Raw genomic sequence first — 15,660 nt, 5'->3', positions numbered from 1 at the left:
AGCTCTCCCTCGATGAGCTCGCAGCATCGCTCATCGAGTGCAGTACGCAGTAGTAATTTGGAGGAATACATCACATGGCAATCGTTCTTTATGTCGGTGGTAGCAAGGATGGCGAGAAGGGCGTGGTGCCCTACGGCTTCAGCAAATCCCGCGCCGACACCGCGCTGGGGCCGGAGTTCTACACGGAGCGGTTCATGGAACTGCAGGGTGTCGGCAAGGTCCGCCTGATGGCCCTGGAAAGCATGCGTGACGACATCGTCATGCAGCGCGCCGCCCGCCACTACCGCTGACCTTCGCAACACGCGGCAGGGCGCGCCCACCATCGTGCGCCCGCGCCGGCATCCCAGCCCAGGGCCAGTCCGAGCCCTCTCTTCGCCAGGATGCCGGCGTCCACTCCGGCCTAGCCGCTGAACCTCGCCCCCTGTCAATGCCTTGTCCGGCTCCGTCGTGGATTGCCAGAATGGGGTCTTCCCGAAACGCGGCACAGACCTGAAGCAATGCACGACGCCAAGAACGCCCAGAGCGCGCTCGCCCAGCAGATCGCCCAGACCATCGCCGACGAGATCGGTGCCCAGTCCGCCCAGGTACGTGCCGCCGTCGGCCTGCTCGACGAGGGCGCCAGCGTTCCGTTCATCGCGCGCTACCGCAAGGAAGTGACCGGGGGCCTGGACGACACCCAGCTGCGCAACCTGGAAGTGCGCCTCACCTACCTGCGCGAGCTGGAAGACCGTCGCGCGGCGGTGCTGGCCAGCATCGGCGAACAGGGCAAGCTCAGCGACGAACTGCGCAACGACATCCTGGCCGCCGATACCAAGAGCCGGCTGGAAGACCTGTACCTGCCGTACAAGCCCAAGCGCCGTACCCGCGCCCAGATCGCCCGCGAGGCCGGTCTGGAGCCGCTGGCCGATGGCCTGCTGGCCGACCCGACGCAGGACCCGCAGGTCTTCGCGGCCACCTTCGTCGACACCGACAAGGGCGTGGCCGACACCAAGGCCGCGCTGGAAGGCGCCCGCGCAATCCTGATGGAGCGCTGGGGCGAAGATGCCGCGCTGGTTGGCGAGCTGCGCACCTGGCTGGGCGAGACCGGCGTGATCCGTGCCCGCGTGGCCGAGGGCAAGGAAACCGAAGGCGCCAAGTACCGCGACTATTTCGAGCATGCCGAGGCGCTGGCGAAGATTCCATCGCACCGCTTGCTGGCACTGTTCCGTGCGCGCCGCGAGGAGATCCTGTTCCTGGAACTGGACCCGGGCAGCGACGCCGAGGCTGGCCATCAGTACGCCGAGGGACGCGTGGCGCGCAAGGCCGGCATCGCCGACCAGGGCCGTGCCGCCGACCGCTGGCTGCTGGATGCCTGCCGCCTGACCTGGCGCGCCAAACTGCACACCCATCTGCTGCTGGACCTGTTCAACCAGGCCCGCGAAAAGGCCGAAGCCGAGGCCATCGCGGTGTTCGGCGACAACCTGAAGGACCTGCTGCTGGCCGCACCCGCCGGCCCTAAGACCGTACTCGGGCTGGATCCGGGCATCCGCACCGGCTGCAAGATTGCCGTGGTCGATGCCACCGGCAAGCTGGTCGCCACCGACACCATCTACCCGCATGAGCCGCGTCGCCAGTGGGAGCAGTCGCTGCAGACGATCAAGCAGCTGTGCGCCAAGCACAACGTGGAACTGATCGCGATCGGCAACGGCACCGCCAGCCGCGAAACTGACAAGCTGGCCGGCGAAGCGATCAAGGCTGTCGCCAACCCGAAGCTGCAGAAGGTGGTGGTCAGCGAGGCGGGGGCGTCGGTGTACTCGGCGTCCGAGTTCGCGGCCAAGGAATTCCCGGGGCTGGACGTGTCGCTGCGTGGCGCGGTGTCGATCGCGCGCCGCCTGCAGGATCCACTGGCCGAACTGGTGAAGATCGAACCCAAGGCGATCGGCGTTGGCCAGTACCAGCACGACGTGGACCAGTACCGCCTGGCACGGGCGCTGGATGCGCGCGTGGAGGACTGCGTGAACGCGGTCGGCGTGTACGTGAACACCGCCTCGGCCGCGCTGCTGTCACGGGTGTCCGGTCTGTCGGCCACCGTGGCCGAGAACATCGTGCGCCATCGCGACGACAACGGCCCGTTCAAGCGTCGCAAGGACCTGCTCAAGGTCGCGCGCCTGGGCGAGAAGACCTTTGAGCAGTGCGCCGGCTTCCTGCGCATCGCCGATGGTGACCAGCCGCTGGACGCCTCGGCGGTACACCCCGAAGCCTATCCGGTGGTTGAGCGCATCGTGGCCAGCACCGCGCGCCCGATCAAGGCGCTGATCGGCGATGGCGGCTTCCTGCGTGGCCTGAAGGCCGAGCAGTTCACCGATGCCACCTTCGGCGTGCCGACCGTGCGCGACATCCTGAAGGAGCTGGAAAAGCCGGGCCGTGACCCGCGCCCGGAGTTCAAGGCGGCGCGCTTCGCCGAGGGCGTCGAGGACATCAAGGACCTGCGCGAGGGCATGGTGCTGGAGGGCGTGGTCAGCAACGTGGCCGCCTTCGGAGCCTTCGTCGATATCGGCGTGCACCAGGACGGCCTGATCCACATCTCGGCGCTCTCCGATACCTTCGTGAAGGACCCGCGCGACGTGGTCAAGGCCGGTGACATCGTCAAGGTGAAGGTGCTGGAGGTGGATGTGGCGCGCAAGCGCATCGCCCTGACCCGGCGCCTGGACGATACCCCGGGCCAGGCCACCAGCCGCCCGGGCCAGCGCGATGAGCGCGGCCAGGGCCAGGGGCCGCGCCGTGACGCTGGCGGCCAGAACCGTGGACCGAACCGCGGCCAGGGCTCTGGTGGCCGTCCTGCCCAGTCTGCGCCGCCGGCCAACAATGCCCTGGCCGAGGCCTTTGCCCGGGCCAAGCGCAGCTGAGGATCGTGCCCCCCGTCACGGTTGATCCGGGGCGGGGGACTTGTCGGTTTTCCCCGTGATTGCGCACACTTGCGCCTGAGGGGGGCGTTTGGCCTCCCCGCTGTCGCTGGGGAGGGCCATGACGCCAGCACGACCCGCCGTCTTCGTTGCAGGCCGCAGCGTTCCGCTGCGGTCGGCGCCTGCCCGTGCCGGCAGGGGACCGGAGTGATGCCGGGCCAGGGCACCCACGGCAATGGACTGCTGGAGCGCCGCCTGCAGGAGTTGGCGGAAGAGCGTCGCCGGCTGGCGATGATCATCGACGGTACCGCTGCGGGAACCTGGGAATGGAACGTGCAGACCGGCGAGATGCGGGTCAATGCGCGCTGGGCCGAGATTGTCGGTTACCGCCTGGATGAGCTGGAACCGATCTGCCAGAAGACGTTCCTGAAGCTGGTCCATCCCGATGACATCGCGCTGTCCGATGCGGCGCTGGATGAGCATTTCGAAGGCCGCACCGACAACTACGCCTGCCTGCTGCGCATGCGCCACAAGAACGGGCAGTGGATCTGGATCCAGGACCGTGGGCGGGTGTTCGAATGGGACGGGCAGGGCAAGCCGTTGTGGATGGCCGGCGCGCATGCCGACGTCACCGAGCTGCAGCAGGCGAGGCAGGACGCGGCCGAGACCCGGCAACGCCTGCAGGCCGTGGTCGATGCGTCCGATGAGGTGGCGGTGATCGCCACCGATACCGATGGCACCATCACCCTGTTCAACACGGGGGCGGAGCGCCTGCTGGGCTACAGAGCGGCGGAGGTGGTCGGCCAGCGCCGGCTTGATGCCTTCCACGATCCGGATGAGCTGAAGGCCTGGATGCGACCGCTGGCCGATGCTGATGGCAATCTTCCCGGCGTGTTCGAGGCGCTGAGCGCGCGTGCCGACGGGCAGACCTACTCGCGGCAGTGGACGCTGCTGCGCAAGGATGGCCAGTCACGGCAGGTGCGCCTGTCGATCAGCCGCATGGAGAGTGCTGATGGAGCGCGCATCGGTTACGTCGGCATGGCCATCGACATTACCGAGATCCTGCAGGCGCGCGCGGAAGCACGACTGTCGGCAGAGAAGTTCGCTGGCGCGTTCACCTCCGCCGCACTGGGCATGGCCCTGGTCTCGCTGGAAGGACGCTGGCTGGATGTCAATGACGCGCTGTGCCGGATCCTGGGCTACCCGCGCGAAGAGTTGCTGCAGGTCGATTTCCAGCGGCTGACCCATCCCGATGACCTGCAGACCGACCTGGCCCTGGTGCAGGACCTGCTGGCCGGGCGACGCAGCCACTACCACCTGGAAAAGCGCTATCTCGACCGCGACGGCCGCATCATCTGGGCGCGGCTGTCGGTGTCGCTGGTGCGCAACGAGCACGGCGAACCACTGCATTTCGTGTCGCAGATCCAGGACATCACCGCCCAGCGCAGCAGCGAGCAGCGCCTGTTCGAGAGCGAACAACGCAGCCGCATCACCCTGGATGCGGTGGCCGACCTGGTGCTCAGCGTCAGCCTTGATGGCCGCATCGACTACGCCAACGCGGCCGCGGTGCGCACCCTGGCCGGAGATGGCGCATTGTCGCTGGCCGGGCACAAGGTGCAGGACGTGCTGACGCTGACCACCGAGTACGCGCCCGGCTCGGTACTGGATGTGTCGGTGCTGCTGGACCCGGATAGCAATGCAGTGGACCTGCACGCCGACCTGCTGCTGCGGCTGGGCGCGGCAACGGTGCCGGTGGACCTGACCCGCGCCTGGCTGCGCGATGACGAAGGCCATGTGCGCGGCGCGGTCTGGGTGCTGCGCGATGATACCCAGCAGCGTGCGCGCCAGCGCGAAGCCCGCCACCTGGCCGAGATCGACCCGTTGACCGAGCTGAGCAACCGCCGCGGCTTCGAGGTGCACCTGCAGCAGGCGATCACCCGCGTCGAGCGCACCGGCCAGGCCGCCTCGCTGATGTACATCGATCTGGACCGCTTCAAGCCGGTCAACGACACCTGGGGCCATCTGGCCGGCGATGCCGTGCTGTGGGCGGTGGCCAGCGTGCTGCGCCATGGCGTGCGCGATTCGGACGTGGTGGCGCGGCTGGGCGGTGATGAATTCGCGGTGATCCTGTCCGGTTGTACGCCACGTCGTGCGGCCCGCATCGGCGGTGAACTGCTGCATACGCTGGCCTCCCTGTCCATTCCCTGGGACCAGGACCGGCTGCGGATCGGTGCCAGCATCGGTATCGCGCCGCTGGCCGGCGGCATGAGCGTGGACCAGGCGGTGGCTGCGGCCGATGCCCAGTGCTACCGGGCCAAGGCGATGGGCCGCAACAACGTGCAGGTGCAGGGCGAGCTGTCCGAGCTTCCGGGTGACGACGGCGAACCAGGCTGAACCGGCCCGCACCGCCGGGATGGATGAAGGATGTTTCATTTGCCCGCGCCGGCTGATTTGGCGAGCATGGGCCAGTCTGGACTTCAGCGGTGCCCATGTCGCGCGTATTGACCATCGAGGATGACGCCATCACGGCCCAGGAAATTGTGGCGGAGCTGGGCAGCCATGGCCTGCAGGTGGACTGGGTGGCCGACGGCCGCGAAGGCTTGGTGCGCGCGGCCAGTGGCGACTACGACGCAATCACGCTGGATCGCATGCTGCCCGGGCTGGATGGCCTGGCCATCGTCACCACCCTTCGCCGGATCGGCATCGATACGCCGGTGCTGATGCTCAGTGCGCTGTCGGATGTCGATGAGCGGGTGCGCGGCCTGCGTGCCGGCGGCGATGACTACCTGACCAAGCCGTTCGCCTCCGACGAGATGGCCGCGCGGGTGGAGGTGCTGCTGCGTCGCCGCCAGCGCCCGGCGGGCAACGAGACCCTGCTGTGCGTGGGGGATCTGCAGCTGGACCTGCTGGCGCGTACCGCCCACCGCGGCGGGCGCAGCCTGAGCCTGCTGCCGACCGAGTTCAAGCTGCTGGAATACCTGATGCGCAACGCCGGCCAGGTACTGACCCGGATGATGCTGTTCGAGGAAGTGTGGGGCTATCACTTCGACCCGGGCACCAACCTGATCGACGTGCACATCGGCCGCCTGCGGCGCAAGCTGGACCAGGCCGACGCGCCGTCGCTGATCCGTACCGTGCGTGGCAGCGGCTATGTCCTCAGCGAAACTGTCTGACGGCTGGCGCTCGTCCAGCAGTCGCCTGCTGGGCTTGTACAGCCTGCTGTTCGTGGCCTGGTCGTGCGTGCTGCTGGGGGTGCTGTACTGGAGGGTGTCGCTGTACCTGGACGAGCTGGCACAGTCAGCGGTGCTGCAACGTGCGCACCTGTTTGAGCACTTCACCGGTGATGGCCTGACCGCAGCACTGCGCGAAAACCGCCGCTATGACCTGCATGGCATCGATGCCTACGGGTTGTTCACCCCCGAGGGCCAGCCGATTGCCGGCATGCTGAAGTCGTTGCCGGCGCAGCTGCCGCTCGATGGCAGCGCGCATCCGGTGTCCGGCCTGCCGATTGCCGATGTGAACGCACGTGGCAAGCGCGGCTTCGGCCTGGCGATGCCGACCCGCGACGGCCGCATCCTGGTGCTGGTGCGCTACAGCGGGCCATTGAACGAGGTCAATCACCTGATCCTCGACGCCCTGCTGTGGGGTGTGTCGTTGACCCTGCTGCCGGGGCTGCTTGGCTGGCACCTGCTGCGGCGGCGGCCGCTGCGCCGCATCCAGGCCATCGAGCAGGCCACTGCGCGGATCGTTGCAGGCGACCTGGGCCAGCGCCTGCCGTTGGCCAACCGCCGCGACGAACTGGACATGCTGGCGTCCATCGTCAACGCCATGCTCGACCGCATCGAGCAGTTGATGACCGAGGTCAAAGGGGTATGCGACAACATCGCCCACGATCTGCGCACGCCACTGACGCGCGTGCGTGCGCAGCTGTACCGCATGCGGCAGCAGGTACAGGACGGTGATCCGCAGGCGCTGCCACTGGAGCAGGTGCTGGAAGAAACCGACACACTGATGGTGCGTTTCCGCGCGCTGCTGCGGATCTCCGAGCTGGAGGACCACCAGCGCCGCTCCGGGTTCGACACGCTGGCGCCGGAAGCGTTGCTGCAGGAGATCCACGCGTTCTACGCGCCGCTGGCGGAGGAGAAGGGCCAGTGGCTGCAGCTGGAACTGGCCGCTGGCCTGTCGGGCGTGGTGGGCGACCGCGGCCTGCTGTTCGAGGCGATCGGCAACCTGCTCGACAACGCGATCCGGTTCGCACCGGAGGGCGGCCGCGTACAGCTGTCGGCACAGGTGGAGGAGGGAGCTACCAGCATCGTGGTGGAGGATTCGGGCCCGGGCATACCGCACGCCGAACGCAGCCTGGTGTTCCAGCGTTTCCATCGCGCGGAGGCCAGCAAGGGCGGAGGATTCGGCCTGGGCCTGTCGATCGTGGCAGCCATCGCCGGCCTGCACGGGTTCCGCCTGCAGGTGGCGCAGTCCACGCTGGGCGGCGCCCGCTTCAGCCTGCTGTGCCGACCGCAGCTGCTGTAGAGAGTGTTCTTTTTTTGCAGGGCTTGCAGCCCTGCACCTGCTGCAATCAACGTCAACGTCAAAGGCAGAAGCTGGCATTCCGTGGGGGGGGCGGGGTGGGCCCGGCTGCGGGGGACGCCGTAAATACGTCCTTGTAGGCTCGGTCGCCGCATCCATGCGGCTCACGCCCCCGCAACCGGACCCACCCCGCCTTCGACAGTTTTCTGCGATCTGTTGGAACAGCTCGTGGGGTCAGATCCGTTTTCCGGAGGAAAACGGATCTGACCCCGGAATTTCATTCGATATCTGACAGATGTGTCGACCAAGGTCGACTCCTACCAACAGCCGCCGGAATCTGTCGAAGGCGGGGAACTGTGGGTTTGCGGGGTGTGAGCGGCATGGATGCCGCGACCAAGCCCCCATGGACGGGTTTACGGCGTCCCCGCAAACCCACAGTGCCCCGCAATCCCACGGAATGCCGCTCTGGCATTTGACGTTGCTCTGGTTTGAAGCAGGTGCAGGGCGCAGCCCTGCAACAAAACCCCTTCATGAAATATGTTTCATCTGCGGCACAGCTTTGTTTTAGCTGGCAGCGCTGATACTTGCCGACCTGCGCTGCCCGCGGTGGGCAGTGGCACCGTTGGAGAGCCGCATGCTCGGGTTGGTCAGGACCGCGCTCAACAAGCCTTACACCTTCGTGGTGATGGCCATTTTCATCTGCATCATCGGTCCGCTCAGCGCGCTGCGCACCCCCACTGACGTGTTTCCCGATATCGGCATCCCGGTTGTCGCCGTGGTCTGGCAGTACACCGGCCTGTCGCCCGATGCGATGGCCGGGCGGGTGATCTCGCCATACGAGCGTGCGCTCAGCACCACCGTCAACGACATCGCGCACATCGAATCGCAGTCGCTGGCCGGCATGGGCGTGGTGAAGGTGTTCTTCCAGCCCGGCGTGGACATCCGCACCGCCAATGCGCAGATCACCGCGATCTCGCAGACCATGGTCAAGCAGATGCCGGCCGGCATGACGCCGCCTCTGATCCTCAACTACAGCGCCTCCACCGTGCCGGTGCTGCAGATGGCGTTCTCCAGCCCGACGCTGGGCGAGTCGCAGATCCGCGACCTTGCGCAGAACACGGTGCGCCCGCCATTGACCTCGATTCCGGGCCTGGCCATTCCCGCCCCCTACGGCGGCAAGCAGCGCCAGATCACCCTCGACCTGGACCCACAGGCGATGGCCGCCAAGGGCTTGTCGGCCCAGGACGTGGGCAACGCCCTGGCGGCGCAGAACCAGATCACCCCGGTCGGTACCGCCAAGCTGGGCAGCAATGAATTCACCGTGCTGCTCAACAACAGCCCCAACGAGATCGAAGCGCTCAATGACCTGCCGATCCGCACCGTCAATGGTGCGGTGGTCACCATCGGCCAGGTGGCCCACGTGCGCGACGGCTCGCCGCCGCAGACCAACATCGTGCGGGTCAACGGCGGCCATTCGGTGCTGATGGCCGCGTTGAAGAACGGCGATGCATCCACGCTCACGCTCGTCAGCCGCATCCGCGCGATGCTGCCGCAGATCGGGGAGTCGCTGCCGCCGTCGCTGAAGATCTCGTTGCTGGGCGATGCGTCCACCTTCGTGCGCGAATCGATCAGCAGCGTCGCCCGCGAGGGCATCATCGCCGCGCTGCTGACCAGTGTGATGATCCTGGTGTTCCTTGGCAGCTGGCGTTCGACCGTCATCATTGCCGCCTCGATCCCGCTGGCGGTGCTGTCGGCCATCGCGCTGCTGTCGGCCGCCGGGCAGACCCTCAACGTGATGACGCTGGGCGGCCTGGCGCTGGCCGTGGGCATCCTGGTCGACGATGCCACGGTCACCATCGAGAACGTCAACTGGCACCTGGAGCAGGGCAAGGGCGTGCGCGAGGCGATCCTCGATGGCGCTGCGCAGATCGTCGGCCCGGCGTTCGTATCGCTGCTGTGCATCTGCATCGTGTTCGTGCCGATGTTCCTGCTTGATGGCATCGCCGGTTACCTGTTCCGGCCGATGGCGCTGGCGGTCATCTTCGCCATGGGCAGCTCCTTCATACTCTCGCGCACCCTGGTGCCGACCATGGCGCTGTACCTGCTGCGGCCGCATCGCGTGGAAGGCGGGGTTGGGCATCATCCCGAGGACGCGTTCCTCAACCATCATGAAGGTGATCATCCGCGGCCGCGCCGTGCACGCCTGACGGCCACGCTGGTGCGCTGGCAGCAGCGTTTCGAGGCCGGCTTCTCCGCCACCCGAGACCGCTACCACGCACTGCTCGGTCTGGCGCTGGCACATCGCGGCCGCTTCCTGATCGGCTTCATGGCTTGCGTGCTGGTGTCCTTCGCGCTGCTGCCGGCACTGGGCCAGGACTTCTTCCCGGCCACCGAAGCCAGCGCGTTGTCGCTGCACGTACGCCTGCCGCTGGGCACCCGCATCGAGGAAACCGCGGCGGCGTTCGATCGCATCGAATCGCGCATCCGCCAGGAAGTGCCGGCGCATGAGATCGACGCCATCGTCGACAATCTGGGCCTGCCAATGACCGGCATCAACATGGCCTACAGCGCCAGCGGCACCATCGGCCCGCAGGATGGCGACATCCAGGAGTCACTGAAGCCGGGCCACGGCGATGCGGCCGAGTATGCGCGGCGCCTGCGGGAGGTGCTGCCGGCCGCCTTCCCGGGCGTCAGCTTCGCGTTCCTGCCCGCCGATACCAGCAGCCAGATCCTCAACTTCGGTTTGCCGGCACCGCTGGACGTGCGCATCGCCGGGCCGGATGCCGCCGGCAACCGCGCCTACGCCCAGGAGCTGCAGCGTCGCCTGCGCCACGTGCCGGGCCTGGTCGACCTGCGCCTGCAGCAGCCTGATGGCTATCCGACCCTGAAGGTGGATGTTGACCGCCTGCGCGCCAATGGCCTGGGCATCACAGAACGCGATGTCACCAACAGCATGGTGGCGTCGCTGGCCGGCAGCGGCCAGGTTGCTCCGACGTTCTGGCTGAGCCCGAAGAATGGCATTTCCTACAGCGTCGTGGCGGCCACGCCGCAATACCGCATGGACAGCCTGGCCGCGTTGCAGGCGCTGCCGGTGACCGGCAGCAGTGGCACGCCGCAGGTGCTGGGCGGCCTGGCTGACATCCAGCGCGGCGCCAGTTCCGCAGTGGTCACCCACTACAACGTGCAGCCCACGCTGGATCTGTACGCCAGCGTGCAGGATCGGGACCTCGGCGCGGTCGCAGCCGATGTGCAGAAGGTCATCGATGGCATGGCCGGCCAGCGCCCCCGGGGTACCGAGGTCGGCCTGCATGGGCAGATCGATGCGCTGCACGTCGCGTTCACCGGCCTCGGTTACGGCCTGCTGGCGGCGATCGTGCTGATCTACCTGCTGATCGTCATCAATTTCCAGTCCTGGACCGATCCGTTCGTGATCATCACCGCATTGCCGGCGGGCCTGGCCGGCGTAGTCTGGATGCTGTTCCTGACCCACACCACGTTGTCGGTACCCGCGTTGACCGGCGCCATCCTGTGCATGGGCGTGGCCACGGCCAATTCGATCCTGGTGGTCAGCTTCTGCCGCGAGCGCCTGGCCGAGCATGGTGACGCGGCCAAGGCCGCGCTTGAAGCAGGATTCACCCGGTTCCGCCCAGTCTGCATGACAGCGCTGGCGATGATCCTGGGCATGCTGCCGACCGCACTGTCCACTGAACAGAACGCGCCACTCGGCCGCGCAGTGATCGGTGGCCTGCTGCTGGCGACCTGCGCCACGTTGTTGTTCGTTCCGGTGGTGTTCGCATTGGCCCACTCCCGCAAAACCCGTACTGCTCCTGCCGGAGAACCCCTGCATGTCTGAGTCTTCGCTGCCGCAGCGTTCGCTGCGCCGTCCCTTGCTCCTGGCCGCGGCTGTTGCGCTCGTCCTGGTGGCCGGTGGTCTTGCCCTGCGCGCGCAGCAGGCACACGCCGTGGTCGAGTGGACCGAGCGCCAGGCGGTCCCGTCCGTGCAGGTGGTGATCGCTGGCGGGCAGGGCGCTGCAGGAACCATGACCCTGCCGGCACACCTGAGTGCCTGGACCGAGGCGCCGATCCATGCCCGCGTGGGCGGCTACCTGAAATCGTGGAGTGCCGACATCGGCCAGGCGGTCAAGGCCGGCCAGGTGCTGGCGGTGATCGACAGCCCGGAACTGGACCAGCAGATCGCCCAGGCCCACGCCCACCTGCTGCAGGTACAGGCAGACGCAGCGTTGGCCAAGGTCAGCGCCGAGCGCTGGCAGGGCATGCTTGGCAGCCATTCGGTGTCGCGCCAGGAAGCCGACGAGAAGCAGGCGAATGCGGTGGCCGCACAGGCCAGCGTGGAAGCGGCCCAGGCCGACTACGCACGGCTGCAGGAGCTCGGCCGCTACCGTACGTTGCGCGCGCCCTTCGATGGCACCGTTACTTCGCGCCAGACCGACGTCGGCCAGCTGATCCGCGCCGATGACAGCGGCCGCGAGCTGTTCAACATTGCTGACACCCGCCGCTTGCGCCTGATGGTGCCGGTGCCGCAGAACAGCGCGGCCAGCATCCGCTCCGGGCTGCAAGCCACGCTGCAGGTGCCAGGCCAGGAAGGGCGCCATTTCACCGCCACGCTGCAGGGGGATTCCAGTGCGATCGATCGCAGCTCGGGCACCCTGCTGGCGCAGTTCGTGGTCGACAACGCCGACGGCGCACTGCTGCCCGGCAGCTATGCGGAAGTGACCCTGCCGCTGCAGGACGGCGGTGCCGGCGTGAGCGTGCCGGCCGAGGTGCTGATCTTCCGTGCCAAGGGTACGCAGGCGGCAGTGGTCGACGCCCAGGACATCGTGCATCTGCGCGACATCCATATCGTCAGTGATCTGGGCAGCACGTTGCGCATTGACCGCGGCTTGAAGGCGGGCGACCGGGTCATTCCCAATCCGCCCGATGCGTTGCGCGAAGGTGACCATGTGCGTGTGGTGGCCGGTGAGCAGGAGCCCGCGCATGCCCGCGGCTGAGCGTGTCGCTGCGCTTGCGCTGGCGACGCTGCTGCTGGGCGGCTGTTCGCTGGCGCCGGCCTACCAGGTGCCGTCGGTGGCGATGCCGGCGACCTACGAGCAGGTCGAGGCGGCGGTGGCCACTGCACCGATGGCACCGGCGTGGTGGCAGGCCTTTGATGACCCGGTGCTGGACCAGCTGCAGCAACAGCTGGAGCAGGCCAATCCGACGCTGGCACTGGCCGTGGCGCACTACGATGCTGCACGCGCCGCTGCGGGCGAAGTGGCATCTGCGCGCGCACCGCAGATCGGCTTCAGCACGGGCCCGGTGCGCCAGCGCCAGTCCGATGACAAGCCGCTGCGCAGCGCGACCCAGCCGGCCATCTATGACAGCAATAGCGCCACGTTTTCGCTGTCGTTCGATCTTGACCTGTGGGGGCGGCTGCGCAACGCGGCGGCCGCCGGCAGGGCGCGCGCCGATGCGAGTGGCGATGACCTGGCCGCCGCGCGGCTGAGCCTGTCGCAGCAGCTGGCCGGGCTCTACCTGCAGCTGAGGGGCGCCGAGGCACAGCAGCTGATCCTGCGCGCGAGCATCGAGGACTACCAGCAGGCGCTGGCGCTGACCGAAGACCGATTCCGTGGCGAGATCGCTTCGGAGCTGGATGTGTCCCGTGCACGGCATCAGCTGGCGAGCGCACAGGCCGATCTGGATGCGCTCGATGCGCGCCACGACCTGCTGCGGCATGCCATTGCCGAGCTGGTCGGTGCCCCCGCCACAGGCTTCGTCGTCGCCACTGCAGGCCTGCCGGCATTGCCGACGGTGCCGGCCGATCTGCCCAGCAACCTGCTGCAGCGACGGCCGGACATCGCTGCCGCCGAGCGGCGGGTATTCGCCGCCAATGCCGGCATCGGTGTGGCGCGCGCCGCGTGGTTCCCGCAGCTCAGCCTGACCGGGTTGCTGGGTGGCCAGACCTCGGGTGGCAGCGCCCTGCTGGATACGGGCAACCGTTATTGGGCACTCGGCCCGTTGGCTGCACTGCCGGTGTTCGATGGCGGCCGCCGCAAGGCTGCCAAGGCCGGGGCCGAGGCCGAATTCGATGCTGCGTCGGCGCAGTACCGGGCCACCGTGCTGGCGGCGATCCGCCAGGTGGAGGACCAGCTGACCCTGCTGCGCCAGCTCGATGCCCAGCGTGGCCACGAGCAGGAGGCCGTGCAGGCCGCGCGGCGTGCGGAGCAGATCGCGCATGACCGCTACACCGGCGGTGCGGTGAGCTATCTGGACGTGGTCAGCGCGCAGACCGATGCCCGCCAGGCGCAACTCGGCCTGCAGGACATCCAGAGCCGGCAGCTGCAGGCGAGTGCGGCGCTGATGGCGGCGCTCGGCGGCGGATGGTCGCAGTAGCGGCGGGAGGCGGTCTCAGCCTGTGAGAGGACGGGGCGGAACAATTGGCGCTCCCCCCGGACGAGAGAGCTGACGATGATGGCCTGGAATCGAAACGCCGTGGCCGCCTATGCGCCGGCCATGGTCGGCTGGTGCCTGGCGCTGGCCAGCTGGTTGCGCCTGGAACAACTGCGTGACGACCTGCATGCGAAGGCGTTGCTGCCGGTGCTGCACGGCGGCGCGGTGACGCTGGTGGTGCTGACGCTGGCCTGCACGTTGGCAGCAAGCGCGGTGCTGTGGCGTGCCCGCCGGCCACCGCGCCGGACCCCCGCCGGATGATCTACAGCGCAGCGGCCTTCATCAGTACGAACCGGCAGGGTGCGCGTTGGTAGGCATTGATCTGCGGCACCAGACGCTGGAAGTGCTCGCTGGCGCAGTGGGCGTCGAGTGCGGCGTGGTCGGGCCATAGCTCGATGAAGACGAGGTGCCCGGGATCCTTCTCGTCGACGAACAGTTCGTAGCTGATGCACAGTGGCTCGCGCTGCGTGCAGGCGACCAGCTCGCGGTACAGCGGAAGGACGGTGGCCAGCGCCTCCGGGTGAATGAAGTCTTCGGCGATCACCTTCAGCATGTCGGCACCTGCAAAGCGGGCCCCGTAGGATAGTGCCGGCGTCGGGCCGGCACTATCCACCGTCAACGCAATACTTCGTCCGCCGAGACCAGCTGCACATCGTGCATCTGGTTGAGGTAGGCCTCGTAGTAGCCCTTGTGCGAGGCACCGACGATGGTCAGCATGCGGCTGCCGGGGTGCTGGCCCAGCACGTCGCGCATGTTGGCGACCATGCGCAGGTTGCGGGTTTCCCAGTAGCCGACATACATCCGGCCGAAGGCCTTAGAGGATGGCTCGACGAGCGTCGCGCCGAAGTCGCTCTGGTACGCGGCCATCGGTGCCGCCGGACTGTTGTAGTCCCGATACAGCGCGATGACGCCGCCGGGCTTGTCCAGGTCGGCCACGAGCCGTTCGTCGGCCTCCCGGCGCGCGCGCGAATGCGCATTGTTCCAGGCACCGGTGATGGCCGCGCTGGCCGCCGCTTCATCCTCAGCGGGCGTGGGGGAATCGGCTGTATGGTCGTCCACCGCCCACAGCCGTTCATGCCCTAGGCGGGCGGCGACTTCGGCGGCGATCAGGTTGGTTTCATTGCGGCGAACCATGCCTTTGTCGAGGATCTCGACCAGGGCGGGGGTCAATCCATCACCGTCTTTGCGCTCGGACGCAGGCAGGCGCAGCCACTGCACCTGCGCCGAGCCGCGTTCGCCCGCTGCCAGGAACAATGCAGCGAGCCGACGACGCTGGGCGGGCGCCGGATCCTTCGGCCAGGTTGCAAGCAGGCGCTCGACCTGGGTGTTCGCGGTGGGTACGTCCAGTCCGGTCGCAGCCTGCGCAGCGGTGGTATCGAAGCAGTAGGTGGCCACGCTCTCTGCATAGCGTGCCGGGTAGCGACGCATGAAATCGCACTGCAGGCCTGACAGGTCTTCGGTGGCGATCAGTTCGGGCTTCCAGGCGACCAGTCGCTGCAGCAACGGTTCAAGCAAGGCGGGCTTGAAGGACTTGGGCAGGCCGGACAAGTGGGTGGTGCCCAGTACCAGCACTTCGTTCGGGCGCCCGGCAGGCGGGCCCTTCAGCTGGTCGGGGTGGAAGCTGGGGCGATAGGTGGCATCGGCAGCGAGGGCGCCGCCGCTGCACAGGCCCAGGATCAGGAAACTGGCCAAGCGTGGGAACATGCGATCTCCGTGTCAGTGAGCGTCCTGCGGTTCGCTGCATGCTGGCCATTTTCATCTGCCACGAGATCTCCCGTTGGTCATGCAAACCTTTTCGGCTTGA

The 15,660-nt window shown here is 67.7% G+C and carries 11 protein-coding genes; 9 read left to right on the top strand and 2 right to left on the bottom strand.

From position 1 onward, the window contains the following. The first annotated feature begins 74 nt into the window (after nt 1-74). The 9 genes from ACZK1G_RS13860 to ACZK1G_RS13820 all read left to right on the top strand — a co-directional run bounded on the left by ACZK1G_RS13860 (nt 75) and on the right by ACZK1G_RS13820 (nt 14,117). Complete coding sequence (locus tag ACZK1G_RS13860) at nt 75-290, top strand: hypothetical protein (RefSeq protein WP_006452005.1); 216 nt, start codon at nt 75-77, stop codon at nt 288-290. A gap of 207 nt (nt 291-497) precedes the next feature. Beyond that, nucleotides 498-2,885, top strand: a complete 2,388-nt coding sequence (locus tag ACZK1G_RS13855) for a Tex family protein (RefSeq protein WP_101765700.1) — start codon at nt 498-500, stop codon at nt 2,883-2,885. A 207-nt stretch (nt 2,886-3,092) separates the two neighbouring features. Next, nucleotides 3,093-5,276, top strand: a complete 2,184-nt coding sequence (locus ACZK1G_RS13850; protein WP_101765699.1) for a PAS domain S-box protein — start codon at nt 3,093-3,095, stop codon at nt 5,274-5,276. A gap of 95 nt (nt 5,277-5,371) precedes the next feature. Then, entirely contained in the window at nt 5,372-6,055 is a 684-nt protein-coding gene (locus ACZK1G_RS13845; RefSeq protein WP_014037608.1) for a response regulator transcription factor, read from the top strand. Further along, nucleotides 6,033-7,412, top strand: coding sequence for a sensor histidine kinase (locus ACZK1G_RS13840; protein ID WP_049444241.1), 1,380 nt, complete (start codon nt 6,033-6,035; stop codon nt 7,410-7,412). Before ACZK1G_RS13845 ends, ACZK1G_RS13840 begins: the two co-directional genes overlap by 23 nt. A gap of 631 nt (nt 7,413-8,043) precedes the next feature. Then, a complete protein-coding gene (locus ACZK1G_RS13835) occupies nt 8,044-11,262 on the top strand; it encodes an efflux RND transporter permease subunit (protein ID WP_101765698.1) in 3,219 nt (1,072 codons plus the stop codon). After that, entirely contained in the window at nt 11,255-12,418 is a 1,164-nt protein-coding gene (locus tag ACZK1G_RS13830) for an efflux RND transporter periplasmic adaptor subunit (protein ID WP_049443165.1), read from the top strand. The genes ACZK1G_RS13835 and ACZK1G_RS13830 overlap by 8 nt, the downstream gene beginning before the upstream one ends. Beyond that, nucleotides 12,405-13,799, top strand: a complete 1,395-nt coding sequence (locus ACZK1G_RS13825; protein ID WP_049443183.1) for an efflux transporter outer membrane subunit — start codon at nt 12,405-12,407, stop codon at nt 13,797-13,799. The genes ACZK1G_RS13830 and ACZK1G_RS13825 overlap by 14 nt, the downstream gene beginning before the upstream one ends. Nucleotides 13,800-13,877: 78 nt before the next feature. Continuing rightward, nucleotides 13,878-14,117 (top strand): hypothetical protein, encoded by a 240-nt coding sequence (locus ACZK1G_RS13820; RefSeq protein WP_233490784.1) that lies wholly within the window; start codon nt 13,878-13,880, stop codon nt 14,115-14,117. 1 nt (nt 14,118) lies between these two features. On the opposite strand, the gene ACZK1G_RS13815 is transcribed toward ACZK1G_RS13820, so the two are convergent. Next, nucleotides 14,119-14,409 (bottom strand): putative quinol monooxygenase, encoded by a 291-nt coding sequence (locus ACZK1G_RS13815; RefSeq protein WP_049443167.1) that lies wholly within the window; start codon nt 14,407-14,409, stop codon nt 14,119-14,121. A gap of 62 nt (nt 14,410-14,471) precedes the next feature. Then, nucleotides 14,472-15,560 carry a DUF5694 domain-containing protein gene (locus ACZK1G_RS13810; protein ID WP_101765697.1) on the bottom strand — a complete coding sequence of 363 codons (1,089 nt, stop codon included), beginning with the start codon at nt 15,558-15,560 and terminating at the stop codon, nt 14,472-14,474. Nucleotides 15,561-15,660 lie beyond the last annotated feature (100 nt).

The organism is Stenotrophomonas sp. 109824_Sma, from assembly GCF_056480025.1.
This window is presented reverse-complemented; position numbering and strand designations above follow the sequence as displayed.

Coding starts and splice junctions, on each gene's coding strand:
- ACZK1G_RS13860 (WP_006452005.1), top strand. CDS start 75: ATGGCAATCGTTCTTTATGTCGGTGGTAGCAAGGATGGCGAGAAGGGC.
- ACZK1G_RS13855 (WP_101765700.1), top strand. CDS start 498: ATGCACGACGCCAAGAACGCCCAGAGCGCGCTCGCCCAGCAGATCGCC.
- ACZK1G_RS13850 (WP_101765699.1), top strand. CDS start 3,093: ATGCCGGGCCAGGGCACCCACGGCAATGGACTGCTGGAGCGCCGCCTG.
- ACZK1G_RS13845 (WP_014037608.1), top strand. CDS start 5,372: ATGTCGCGCGTATTGACCATCGAGGATGACGCCATCACGGCCCAGGAA.
- ACZK1G_RS13840 (WP_049444241.1), top strand. CDS start 6,033: ATGTCCTCAGCGAAACTGTCTGACGGCTGGCGCTCGTCCAGCAGTCGC.
- ACZK1G_RS13835 (WP_101765698.1), top strand. CDS start 8,044: ATGCTCGGGTTGGTCAGGACCGCGCTCAACAAGCCTTACACCTTCGTG.
- ACZK1G_RS13830 (WP_049443165.1), top strand. CDS start 11,255: ATGTCTGAGTCTTCGCTGCCGCAGCGTTCGCTGCGCCGTCCCTTGCTC.
- ACZK1G_RS13825 (WP_049443183.1), top strand. CDS start 12,405: ATGCCCGCGGCTGAGCGTGTCGCTGCGCTTGCGCTGGCGACGCTGCTG.
- ACZK1G_RS13820 (WP_233490784.1), top strand. CDS start 13,878: ATGGCCTGGAATCGAAACGCCGTGGCCGCCTATGCGCCGGCCATGGTC.
- ACZK1G_RS13815 (WP_049443167.1), bottom strand. CDS start 14,409: ATGCTGAAGGTGATCGCCGAAGACTTCATTCACCCGGAGGCGCTGGCC.
- ACZK1G_RS13810 (WP_101765697.1), bottom strand. CDS start 15,560: ATGTTCCCACGCTTGGCCAGTTTCCTGATCCTGGGCCTGTGCAGCGGC.